8 protein-coding genes and 1 riboswitch are annotated in these 12,193 nt (G+C 72.7%); all 8 genes read left to right on the top strand.

Translation table 11 applies throughout. The features are described 5' to 3' along the window. The first annotated feature begins 114 nt into the window (after window positions 1-114). Window positions 115-240: riboswitch (cobalamin riboswitch) on the top strand. Between the two features lie 103 nt (window positions 241-343). Further along, entirely contained in the window at window positions 344-1,300 is a 957-nt protein-coding gene (locus tag NGB36_RS23165; RefSeq protein ID WP_255922355.1) for a cobalamin biosynthesis protein, read from the top strand. Continuing rightward, window positions 1,297-2,802 (top strand): cobyric acid synthase, encoded by a 1,506-nt coding sequence (locus NGB36_RS23170; protein WP_255922356.1) that lies wholly within the window; start codon window positions 1,297-1,299, stop codon window positions 2,800-2,802. Before NGB36_RS23165 ends, NGB36_RS23170 begins: the two co-directional genes overlap by 4 nt. After that, window positions 2,799-6,461 (top strand): cobaltochelatase subunit CobN, encoded by a 3,663-nt coding sequence (gene cobN, locus NGB36_RS23175; RefSeq protein WP_255922357.1) that lies wholly within the window; start codon window positions 2,799-2,801, stop codon window positions 6,459-6,461. The genes NGB36_RS23170 and cobN overlap by 4 nt, the downstream gene beginning before the upstream one ends. Continuing rightward, a complete protein-coding gene (locus NGB36_RS23180; RefSeq protein WP_255922358.1) occupies window positions 6,458-8,536 on the top strand; it encodes a putative cobaltochelatase in 2,079 nt (692 codons plus the stop codon). The genes cobN and NGB36_RS23180 overlap by 4 nt, the downstream gene beginning before the upstream one ends. Beyond that, a complete protein-coding gene (cobO, locus tag NGB36_RS23185; protein ID WP_255922359.1) occupies window positions 8,536-9,132 on the top strand; it encodes a cob(I)yrinic acid a,c-diamide adenosyltransferase in 597 nt (198 codons plus the stop codon). Before NGB36_RS23180 ends, cobO begins: the two co-directional genes overlap by 1 nt. Then, entirely contained in the window at window positions 9,129-10,487 is a 1,359-nt protein-coding gene (locus NGB36_RS23190; RefSeq protein ID WP_255922360.1) for a cobyrinic acid a,c-diamide synthase CobB, read from the top strand. Before cobO ends, NGB36_RS23190 begins: the two co-directional genes overlap by 4 nt. Then, window positions 10,484-11,224 carry a precorrin-2 C(20)-methyltransferase gene (gene cobI, locus NGB36_RS23195; protein WP_255922361.1) on the top strand — a complete coding sequence of 247 codons (741 nt, stop codon included), beginning with the start codon at window positions 10,484-10,486 and terminating at the stop codon, window positions 11,222-11,224. Before NGB36_RS23190 ends, cobI begins: the two co-directional genes overlap by 4 nt. Before the next feature lie 145 nt (window positions 11,225-11,369). Then, window positions 11,370-12,182 carry a precorrin-4 C(11)-methyltransferase gene (cobM, locus tag NGB36_RS23200; protein WP_255922362.1) on the top strand — a complete coding sequence of 271 codons (813 nt, stop codon included), beginning with the start codon at window positions 11,370-11,372 and terminating at the stop codon, window positions 12,180-12,182. Window positions 12,183-12,193: the final 11 nt, after the last annotated feature.

Genomic DNA, 12,193 nt, shown 5'->3' on the forward strand with positions numbered 1-12,193 from the left:
CGCTCTCATGCGCGCCGTGTGTGCCTCGGCACACTCCCCCCTCGCAGGTCAAGGGGAAGTTGACTGCCGTTCGCGGAACATGGTGGACTTCGCGGTGCCAAACGGCGACAGGAGAGGAAGCCGGTGAGAATCCGGCGCGGTCCCGCCACTGTCACCGGGGAGTGCGTCCCCACCCGAGCGTCACGGCCGAGGGATCGGCTGGAAGGCCCGGGGACGTGCCGATCCGGGAGCCAGGAGACTCTCATCGCCGGTCACGTCGAACCAGGGCGCGGACCCTGAGTGAGGACTTCTGCCATGTCCGGCATCCGCCGAACGCCTCTCAGCCCGACGGCGGTGTGAGCCCATGCATGCCGATCGCACCTTCGCGTACGGCGCGGCTCTCGGCTTCCTCGGCGACAAACTCGTGGGCGATCCACGCCGCGGGCATCCCGTCGCCGCGTTCGGCCGCGCCGCCGCCGCCCTCGAACACCGGCTGTGGAGCGACGACCGCGGCCGCGGGGCGCTGCACGCCCTCGTGTGCGCGGGCGGCGCCCTCGCCGTCGCCGGAGCGCTGGCGCGCTGCGCACGGCGCTCGGCCGCCGGTGAGGTTGCACTGACCGCGGCCGCCACCTGGGCGGTGCTGGGCGGCAGTTCGCTGGGGAGCGAGGCGCGCATGATCGGGCGCGCACTGGAGGCCGGGGACGTCGCAGCGGCCCGCAGGCGCCTGCCGCATCTGTGCGGACGCGACCCGCAGGCGCTCGACGGGCAGCAGATCGCCCGCGCGGTGGTGGAGTCGGTTGCTGAGAACACCTCGGATGCGGTGGTGGGCGCGCTGGTGTGGGGGGCCGTCGGCGGGGTGCCGGGCCTGGTCGGCTTCCGGGCGGTGAACACGCTCGACGCCATGGTGGGTCACAAATCGGCGCGTTACTGGCGGTTCGGCTGGGCTGCGGCACGCCTGGACGACGTCCTCGGCTATCCCGGGTCGCGGCTGACGGCGGCGCTGACGACGGTCGCGGGGCCCGACCCGCGCGGCGCATGGCGGGCATGGCGGGCCGACGGCCGCAAGCATCCCAGCCCCAACGCGGGCCCTGTGGAGGCGTCGTTCGCCGGCGCGCTCGGTGTGCGGCTCGGGGGGCGGCTGGCATACGGCGGGCGGGTGGAGCACCGGCCCGTGCTCGGGGCGCACCACCGGGCCGTCGAGGCGCGGGACATCGAGCGTGCAGTGCGGCTGTCGCGGCGCGTCGGGGTACTGGCGCTCGCGGCGTGCGCAGGTGCGCGGCTGGCGGCTGCCGCGGCGTGCCGGGCAGGGAGAAAGCGGTGAGCGGGCTGCTGGTCGCGGGGACGACCTCCGACGCGGGCAAGAGCGTGGTGACGGCCGGTATCTGCCGCTGGCTGGTGCGCAAGGGCATCGCCGTGGCGCCGTTCAAGGCGCAGAACATGTCGCTGAACTCGTTCGTGACGCGCGAGGGCGCCGAGATCGGCCGGGCGCAGGCGATGCAGGCGCAGGCGGCGCGGATCGAGCCGAGCGCGCTGATGAATCCCGTGCTGCTCAAGCCGGGCGGCGACAGCAGCAGTCAAGTGGTGCTGCTGGGCAAGCCGGTGGGCGAGCTGAGTGCGCGCGGCTACCACGAGGGCCGTCAGGAGGCCTTGCTCGCCACGGTGACGGACTGCTTGCGTCAGTTGCGGGACACCTACGACGTGGTGATCTGCGAGGGTGCCGGCAGCCCCGCCGAGATCAATCTGCGCCGCACCGACATCGTCAACATGGGTCTTGCGCGGGCCGCCGGGCTGCCGGTGGTGGTGGTGGGGGACATCGACCGCGGCGGGGTCTTCGCGTCGTTCTTCGGGACGACCGCGCTGCTGAGCCGTGAGGACCAGGCGCTGGTGGCCGGGTATCTGGTCAACAAGTTCCGCGGCGATGTCTCCCTGCTCGAACCGGGTCTGGGGATGCTGCGTGATCTGACCGGGCGGCCGACGCTGGGCGTGCTGCCGTACACGCACGGCCTCGGCATCGACGAGGAGGACGGTCTGAGGGTCTCGCTGCGCGGCACCGTGCGCGAGTCGGTGGTGGCGCCGCCGTACGGCGAGGACGTGCTGCGGGTGGCGGTGCCGGCGGTCCCGCTGATGTCGAACTTCACGGATGTGGACGCGCTCGCTGCCGAACCGGGCGTCGTGGTGCGCTTCGTGGACCGGCCCGAGGAGCTCGCCGACGCCGATCTCGTCGTGCTGCCGGGCACCCGCGGGACGGTGAAGGCGTTGCGCTGGCTGCGCGAGCGCGGTCTCGCGCGGGCCGTGGCCCGGCGCGCCGCCGAGGGGCGCCCGGTGCTCGGCATCTGCGGCGGGTTCCAGATGCTCGCCGAGACGATCGAGGACGAGATCGAGTCGCGGGCGGGCCTTGTGGACGGTCTCGGGCTGCTGCCGGTGCGGATCCGTTTCGCCGCGGACAAGACGCTGACCCGGCCGGCCGGCAAGGCGCTGGGCGAGCATGTCGAGGGCTACGAGATCCATCACGGGATCGCCGATGTGGCGGGCGGCGACGAATCGTTCCTGGATGGCTGCCGGGTGGGCTCGGTGTGGGGCACGCACTGGCACGGCTCGCTGGAGAGCGACGGCTTCCGCCGGGCGTTCCTGCGCCGGGTGGCGGCGGACGCGGGCCGGCGCTTCGTGCCCGCGCCCGGGACGAGATTCGGCGCGCTGCGCGAGGAGCAGCTCGACCGGCTCGGTGATCTCGTCGAAGAACACGCGGACACCGCCGCGTTGCTGCGTCTGATCGAGGACGGGATCCCGTCCGGCCTTCCCTTCGTACCCCCGGGGGCACCGTGACCACCGTACTGCTGCTGTCCACCGCCGACACCGATCTGCTGGCGGCCCGCGCCTCCGGTGCGCCGTACCGGATCGGCAATCCGGCCCGGCTGGCCGCCGACGGGCTGGCGCCGCTGCTGGAGGGTGCGGACGTCGCCGTCGTACGGCTGCTCGGCGGCAAGCGGGCGTGGGAGGAGGGCCTTGCGGCGCTGCGCGCCTCCGGGATCCCGACGGTGCTGCTGGGCGGCGAGTCGGTGCCGGATGCGGAGTTGATGGCCGAATCGTCGGTTCCGGCGGGTGTGGTCGCCGAGGCGCTGCGCTATCTCGTGGAGGGAGGTCCGGGCAATCTGGCGGAGCTGGCGCGATTCCTCTCCGACACGGTGCTGCTGACGGGCGAGGGTTTCGCGGCGCCGCGGCCGATGCCCGAGTACGGGGTGCACGGCGCGTACGAGCAGGTGGCGGGCAGGCCGACGGTCGGCGTGCTGTTCTACCGGGCGCACGAGCTGTCGGGCAACACCGCGTTCGTCGATGTGCTGTGCGAGGCGATCGAGGCGAAGGGGGCCAATGCGCTGCCGGTGTACTGCGGTTCGCTGCGGGGCGCCGATGCGGGTCTTTACGAGCTGCTGGGGCAGGCGGACGCGTTGGTGGCGACGGTGCTCGCGGCGGGCGGTACGCGGGCTTCGGATGCGTCCGCCGGCGGGGACGACGAGGCCTGGGACATCGGCGCGCTCGCGGCGCTCGACATCCCCGTGCTGCAGGGGCTGTGCCTGACCTCGTCGCGCGCCGCGTGGCAGGGCTCGGACGCGGCGCTGTCGCCGATGGACGCTGCCATGCAGGTGGCGATCCCCGAGTTCGACGGGCGGCTGGTCACCGTGCCGTTCTCGTTCAAGGAACAGGGCGAGGACGACGTTGCGGTGTATGTCGCCGATCCGGAGCGCGCGGCGCGGGTCGCCGGGATCGCCGTGCGCCATGCGGCGCTGCGCCACAAGCCGAACGCGGACAAGCGCCTGGCGCTGGTCTTCACGGCGTATCCGACCAAGCACTCGCGGGTGGGCAACGCCGTGGGCCTGGACACCCCCGCTTCGGCGGTGCGGCTGCTGGATGCGCTGCGCGACGCCGGGTACGGGGTCGACGCCTACCCGGACGACGGCGACGAGTTGATTCACCGGCTCATCGCCGCTGGCGGCCATGACGTGGAGTGGCTCACCGAGGAGCAGCTCGCCGTCGCGCCGGCCCGCGTGCCGCTCAAGGAGTACGAGCAGTGGTTCGCCACGCTCGATCCGGCGCTGCGCGAAGGGATGCTGGAGCACTGGGGCGAGCCGCCGGGCAGTCTGTATGTCGACGGCGAGGACATCGTGCTCGCGTCGCTGCAGTTCGGCAATGTCGTCGTCATGATCCAGCCGCCGCGCGGTTTCGGGGAGAACCCGATCGCGATCTATCACGATCCGGACATGCCGCCGTCGCACCACTATCTGGCGGCGTACCGCTGGCTGGAGCAGTCGTTCGGCGCCGACGCGATCGTGCATCTGGGCAAGCACGGGACGATGGAGTGGCTGCCGGGCAAGGGGCTCGGCCTGTCGGCCGGCTGCGCACCGGACGCGGTGCTCGGCGAACTGCCGTTGGTCTACCCCTTCATCGTTAACGACCCGGGTGAGGGAACGCAGGCGAAGCGCCGCGGTCACGCCACCGTCGTCGACCATCTGGTGCCGCCGATGGCGCGCGCCGACTCCTATGGCGACCTGGCGAAGCTGGAGCAACTCCTCGACGAGTACGCCCTCGTCAGCGATCTGGACCCGGCCAAGGCCCCGGCGGTGCGCAGCCAGATCTGGACGCTGGTGCGGGCCGCGGAGCTCCATCACGACCTGCATGTCGACGAGCAGCCGGGCGAGGACGCGTTCGACGAGTTCGTCATGCACGTCGACGGCTGGCTGTGCGAGATCAAGGATGTTCAGATCCGTGACGGCCTGCACATCCTGGGCGGCGGGCCGGTCGGCGAGCCGCGCGTCAACCTGGTGCTGGCCGTGCTGCGTTCGGCGCAGATCTGGGGCGGTGTCGGAGGCGCGCTGCCCGGGCTGCGGGCCGCGCTGGCGGCCGCGTTCGGCCTGGAGGAGAAGGCGCTGCTCGCCGAGCCGGGGGCGCGCGTCGAGGTGCCGCAGGAGCTCACGGCTCTGGTGGGCGGGCCTTCCCGGACCGCCTCCGATGCGGTCGACCTGCTGGAGCGGCTCGCCCGGCTGCTCGCGGAGGCGATGGAGGCACGCGGCTGGGACGGCGCCGCGGCGGGCTCGGTCGTCGCGGAGGTGCTGCGGCGCGACGTGCCGGATGCGGTGCGGGTGCTGCGGTTCTCGGCCGACGAGGTGGTGCCGCGGCTGGTCCGGACGACGGACGAGATCGATCACGTCCTGCGGGCGCTGCGCGGCGGATACGTTCCGGCGGGCCCGTCCGGCTCGCCGACCCGCGGCCTGGTCAACGTGCTTCCCACGGGTCGTAACTTCTACTCCGTCGACCCCAAGGCGATTCCCTCCCGTCTCGCCTGGGACGTGGGCTGTGCGCTCGCCGATTCACTGCTCGCCCGTCATCTCGCCGACAACGGCGTCTACCCGCGGTCGGTGGGGCTGACGGTGTGGGGAACCTCGTGCATGCGGACGCAGGGCGATGACATCGCCGAGATCCTCGCGCTGCTCGGCTGCCGCCCGGTGTGGGACGACGCGTCGCGCCGCGTGACCGGTTTCGAGGTGGTACCGCTCGAGGAGCTCGGCCGGCCGCGGATCGATGTGACGGTGCGCATCTCCGGGTTCTTCCGGGACGCGTTCCCGCATGTCGTGGCGTTGGTGGACGACGCCGTGCGGGCCGTCGCCGAGCTGGACGAGCCCGCCGACCGCAACTTCGTGCGCGCCCACGCCGACGAGGACACCGCGCACCACGGCGACCGGCGCCGGGCCACCACCCGGATCTTCGGCTCGAAGCCGGGCGCGTACGGAGCGGGGCTGCTGCCGCTGATCGACGCCCGCAACTGGCGTTCGGACGCGGACCTCGCCGAGGTCTATGCGGTGTGGGGTGGCTACGCATACGGGCGGGGCCTCGACGGGCGAGTGGCGCGCGGCGACATGGAGGCGGCGTTCCGCCGGATCCAGGTGGCGGCGAAGAACGTCGACACGCGCGAGCACGATCTCGTCGACGCCGACGACTACTTCCAGTACCACGGCGGCATGGTCGCCACGGTGCGCCATCTCACCGGCTCCTCCCCGGAGGCGTATGTGGGCGACAGCGCGCTGACCGACCAGGTGCGGACGCGGACGCTCGGCGAGGAGACGCACCGTGTCTTCCGTGCCCGGGTGGTCAACCCCCGCTGGATGGCGGCGATGCGGCGCCACGGCTACAAGGGCGCCTTCGAGATGGCGGCCACCGTCGACTACCTCTTCGGCTACGACGCGACGGCCGGTGTGGTGGACGACTGGATGTACGAGAAGCTCGCCGCCGAGTACGTCTTCTCCTCCGAGAACCGGGAGTTCATGGAGAGGTCCAACCCGTGGGCGCTGCGCGGGATCAGCGAGCGGCTGCTGGAGGCGGCGGACCGCGGTCTGTGGGCCGAGCCGGAGCAGGAGACGCTGGAGCGGTTGCGCGAGACGTATCTGCAGTTGGAGGGCGACCTCGAAGGCGACCACCTGGAAGGTGATGCATGAGTACGGCGTATCCGTTCAGCGCGATCGTCGGCATGGACGATCTGCGGCTGGCGCTGCTGCTCAACGCGGTGTCGCCGGCCGTCGGTGGCGTGCTGGTGCGCGGTGAGAAGGGCACCGCCAAGTCGACCGCGGTGCGTGCGCTGTCCGCGCTGATGCCGGAGGTCGAGGTGGTGGCCGGGTGCCGGTTCTCGTGCGATCCTGCGTCGCCGGATCCGCACTGCCCGGACGGCCCGCACGGCGAGGACACCGGCGGAGTGTCGCGGCCGGCGCGGATGGTGGAGCTGCCGGTCGGGGCGTCGGAGGACCGTCTCGTCGGTGCCCTCGACATCGAACGGGCGCTGTCGGAGGGGAAGAAGGCGTTCGAGCCGGGTCTGCTCGCCGCGGCGCATCGCGGACTGCTCTACGTCGACGAGGTCAACCTGCTCCACGACCATCTGGTGGACCTGCTGCTGGACGCCGCGGCGATGGGCGCCTCGTACGTCGAGCGGGAGGGCGTGTCGGTGCGGCACGCCTCGCGGTTCCTGCTGGTGGGGACGATGAACCCGGAGGAGGGCGAGCTGCGGCCGCAGTTGCTCGACCGTTTCGGGCTCACCGTGGAGGTGGCGGCCTCGCGCGAGCCGGACGAGCGGGTCGAGGTGGTGCGGCGCAGGCTCGCCTACGACGAGGATCCGGCCGGGTTCGCGGCGCGCTGGACGGGCGAGGAGGCTGCGCTGCGCGAGCGGATCGCGGCGGCGCGGGCGCTGCTGCCGCATGTGCGGCTCGGCGACGGCGCCCTGCGCCAGATCGCCGCGGTGTGCGCGGCGTTCGAGGTGGACGGGATGCGCGCGGACATCGTGACGGCGCGTACGGCGACGGCGATCGCCGCATGGGCGGGGCGCACCGAGGTGCTCGCCGAGGACGTACGGCAGGCGGCGCTGCTGGCGCTGCCGCATCGCCGCAGGCGCAATCCGTTCGATGCGCCAGGGCTGGACGAGGATACGCTCGACGAGACGTTGGAGCAGTCTCGTGGCGAGGACGACGACCCGGATCCGGACGGTCCCGACGGGGGCGGCGGGCGGCCACCGCAGGACGGCGACGACGGCGGGCCGCAGACCCCCGCACCGCGTGAATCGGCGGAGAACGAGCGCGTGAACGAGACGGTGGACGAGGGCGGTGCCGCCGCCCCGCGGGGGGCGGGCGAGCAGTCGGCCGTCGCGGCCGGTGAGCCGTTCAAGGCGCGGCTGCTGGACGTGCCGGGCCTGGGCGAGGGGGTCGCGGGTCGCCGTTCCCGCGCCCGTACCGCGCACGGGCGCACGACGGGCGCACACCGCCCGCAGGGTGCGCTGACCGCACTTCACCTTGCGGCCACGGTGCGGGCGGCCGCCCCGTACCAGCACGCGCGCGGCCGCAGCGGTCCCGGTCTCGTCGTGCGCCGCGACGATCTCCGGCAGGCGGTGCGGGAGGGCCGTGAGGGCAATCTCGTGCTGTTCGTGGTGGACGCGTCGGGGTCGATGGCGGCACGGCAGCGGATGAGCGCGGTGAAGGGCGCGGTGCTGTCGCTGCTGCTCGATGCCTACCAGCGCCGCGACAAGGTGGGGCTTGTCACCTTCCGCGGTACCGGCGCGGAGGTGGCGCTGCCGCCGACGTCGTCGGTGGAGGCGGGCGCTGCCCGTCTCGGGAAGCTGCCGACCGGTGGCCGTACGCCGCTGGCGGCCGGGCTGCTCAAGGCCCGTGAGGTGCTGCGGGTCGAGCGGCTTCGCGATCCGTCGCGCCGGCCGCTGCTGGTGGTGGTGACCGACGGGCGGGCGACGGGATCCGGCACAGTGGCGCGAAGCTCCCGCCCGTCGCCGGCCACCACCCTCAGCGCAGGCGGGCGACAGGGCGGGACCGAGCCGGTGCGGCTGGCGTCGCGGGCGGCGCGGTTGCTCGCCGCCGACGGCGCGGCGTCGGTGGTGGTGGACTGCGAGAGCGGTCCGGTGCGGCTGGGGCTCGCGGGCGCGCTCGCCCGTGATCTCGCCGGGACCGTGGTGACGTTGGACGAGCTGCGTGCGGACGCCGTGTCCGCGCTGGTACGGGACGTGAGGAGGGCCGCGTAATGCCGCAGGGGAAGCCGAGCGTCGTACCGGACGACGGGCTGACGACGCGTCAGCGTCGTAACCGTCCGCTGGTCGTGGTGCACACCGGGATCGGCAAGGGGAAGTCGACGGCGGCCTTCGGGCTGGCACTTCGGGCGTGGAATCAGGGTTGGCCGATCGGGGTGTTCCAGTTCGTGAAGTCCGCGAAGTGGCGCGTCGGCGAGGAGCGGGCGCTGCGGGTGCTCGGGAATTCCGGCGAGGGCGGCAGCGTGGTGTGGCACAAGATGGGTGAGGGCTGGTCGTGGGTCCAGCGTGGCCTGGAGTCGAGCGAGGAGGCGGCGCGCGAGGGCTGGGAGCAGGTCAAGCGTGATCTGGCGGCGGAGACCTACCGGCTGTACGTGCTCGACGAGTTCGCCTACCCCATGCACTGGGGATGGGTCGACACCGACGAGGTGGTCTCGGTGCTGAGCGACCGTCCCGGTGCCCAGCATGTGGTCATCACCGGGCGCAATGCTCCGCAGAAGCTGGTGGACGCAGCGGATTTGGTGACCGACATGTCCAAGGTCAAGCACCCGATGGACGTGGGCCAGAAGGGCCAGCGGGGTATCGAGTGGTGAGCAGCGTCCCCCGCCTCGTCATCGCCGCCCCGGCCTCCGGGAGCGGCAAGACGACCGTCGCCACCGGTTTGATGGCCGCGTTCGCCGAGCGCGGTCTCGCCGTCTCCCCGCACAAGGTGGGCCCCGACTACATCGATCCGGGCTATCACGCGCTGGCGACGGGGCGTGCGGGCCGCAATCTCGACTCGTACCTGTGCGGTGAGGAGCGGATCGCGCCGCTGTTCCTGCACGGGGCGCGGGGGTGCGATCTCGCCGTGGTCGAAGGTGTGATGGGGCTGTTCGACGGGGCGGCGGGGCAGGGCGAGGCCGGGTCCACGGCGCAGGTGGCGAAGGTGCTGGGCGCACCGGTGGTGCTGGTCGTGGACGCCTCGTCGCAGTCGCGCTCGGTGGCGGCGCTGGTGCACGGGTTCGCGTCGTGGGATCCGCGGGTGCGGATCGGCGGGGTGATCGTGAACAAGGTCGGCTCGGACCGCCATGAGGAGCTGCTGCGGGCCGCGTTGGACGAGTCCGGGGTTCCCGTGCTCGGTGTGCTGCGGCGCGAGGCGGATGTGCGGACGCCGAGCAGGCATCTGGGGCTTGTCCCGGTGGCGGAGCGGGGTGCGGAGGCCGTCGAGGCGGTTGCCGCCATGGCGGCGCGGGTGCGCGCGGGGTGCGATCTGGATGCCCTGCTGGCGCTGGCGCGCAGCGCTCCTCCGCTTGCGCACGCTCCGTGGGATCCGGCGACGGAGGTCGGCGGTGGTGCGGTGCCGGGACGGCGTCCGGTGGTGGCCGTGGCGGGCGGGCCGGCGTTCACCTTCTCGTATGCCGAACACGCCGAGTTGCTCGCGGCGGCCGGCGCCGAGGTCGTCCGGTTCGATCCGCTGCGGGACGAGGAACTGCCGCAGGACACAGCGGGTTTGGTGATCGGTGGTGGGTTCCCCGAGGTGTACGCGCCGGAGCTGTCGGCGAACGAGCGGCTGCGGAAAGCGGTCGCCGGCCTTGCCGCGTCGGGCGCGCCTGTCGCTGCCGAGTGCGCCGGACTGCTCTATCTGGCAGGGGAGTTGGACGGTGCGCCGATGTGCGGGGTGCTGGACGCCCGGGCCCGGATGGCGGAGCGGCTGACGCTGGGCTACCGGGAGGCGGTCGCCGTCTCGGAGAGCGTGCTGGCGCCGGCGGGGACGCGGCTGCGCGGGCACGAGTTCCATCGCACGGTGACCGATCCGGGGGCAGGCGCAGCGCCCGCCTGGGGCTGGTCGCAGCCGGAGCGCCGTGTCGAGGGTTTCGTCCACGAGGGTGTGCACGCCTCGTATCTGCATGTGCACTGGGCGGCCGAGCCGTCGCTCGCCCGCAGGTTCGTCGAGAGGTGTGCCGCATGAGCACAGGGACCAAGCGGCTGATCGGCGTCGGAGTCGGCCCCGGCGATCCGGAGCTGGTGACGGTCAAGGGCGTACGGGCGCTGCAGGCCGCCGACGTCGTTGTCGTACCCGTCATGGACACTCTGGAGCGGGGGCGCGCAGAGGCAACGATCCTGCACTACGTGGACGCCGCGAAGGTGGTCCGGGTGGTGTTCGCGCTCAACGAGCGCAGCGACCGGGCGCGTCGTGCGGCGGCGTGGGACGCGGCGGGCGAGCGCGTGGCGGAACTGCTGCGTGCGCACTCCACGGTGGCGTTCGCGACCATCGGCGACCCGAACGTGTACTCCACGTTTACCTATCTCGCGCAGACCGTCTCCGGTCTGGTCGAGGGTGTGGTGGTGGAGACGGTGCCGGGGATCACGGCGATGCAGGATCTCGCGGCGCGCAGCGGGGCGGTGCTCACCGAGGGCACCGAGCCGCTGACGCTGGTTCCGGTGACGGCTGGGGCTGCGGTGCTCAAGGAGGCGCTGCAGGGGCCGGGCACGGTGGTGGCGTACAAGTTCGGGCGGCTCGCGGAGGAGGTCGCCGCCGCGCTGCGCGAGACGGGTCGGACCGAGGGCGCCGTGTGGGGTTCGTCGCTGGGGTTGCCGGAGGAGTCGATCCGGCCGGCCGCCGAACTGTCGGAGGTTCCGTTGCCGTATTTGTCGACGTTGATCGCACCCGCTCGGCGGGACGGCGGACGTGGAGGGAAGCTGTGAGCGACGCACACGCGGGCGCCCGGCCGCAGACAGCAACAGGGGGCACCCCCGGACGGAATCCGGTGGAGGCCGCACCTCTGCGCCGCGCGAGCGGAGAAGGGGGCACCTCCCAGGCGCAGGCTCTGGGAGAGAACGGAAGGAAGCTGTGAACGGCAAAGTGAGCGGCAAGGTGACGTTCGTCGGGGCGGGGCCCGGCGCGGCCGATCTGCTGACGTTCAGGGCGGCGCGGGCGATCGCGGACGCGGACGTGGTGATCTGGGCGGCGAGCCTGGTCCAGGCCGAGGTTCTGGAACACGCCCGTGAGGGCGCGCAGATCCTCGACTCGGCGGCGATGTCGCTGGAGGACGTGCTCGTGGTGTATGAACGGGCGGCGCGCGAGGGGCTGAAGGTGGCGCGGATCCACTCCGGCGACCCGGCCCTGTGGGGCGGTACGCAGGAGCAGCTCGACCGGTGCTGTGAACTGGGCCTGGAGACGGAGGTCGTGCCGGGCGTGTCGGCGTTCTCGGCGGTGGCCGCCGTGGCGCAGCGGGAGTTGACGATCCCGGAGGTCGCGCAGTCGGTGATCCTGACTCGGCTGGGCGGAGGGAAGACGCCGATGCCGCCGGGTGAGGAGGTCCGGGAGTTCGCGCGGCACGGGACGACGATGGCGGTCTTCCTGTCGGCGGCGCGCTCCGGGCAGTTGGCCGCGGAGCTGCTGGAGGGCGGCTATCCGCAGACGACTCCGGTGGTGATCGCGTACCAGGCGACATGGCCGGAGGAGCTGGTGCTGCGCTGCACGGTCGGGACGCTGGAGGAGACCGTCAAGGAGCACAAGCTGTGGAAGCACACACTGTTCCTGGTCGGTCCGGCGCTCTCGGCCACAGGGACGCGTTCGCACCTGTACCACCCGGGTCACTTCCACGGTTACCGCCGTGCCGATCCCGCGGCGCGGCGGGCGTTGCGCGCCTCTCGCGCATAGCGCTGCATACG

The organism is Streptomyces humicola, assembly GCF_024436035.1.
In the GTDB taxonomy this organism is placed as follows: Bacteria; Actinomycetota; Actinomycetes; order Streptomycetales; family Streptomycetaceae; genus Streptantibioticus_B; species Streptantibioticus_B humicola.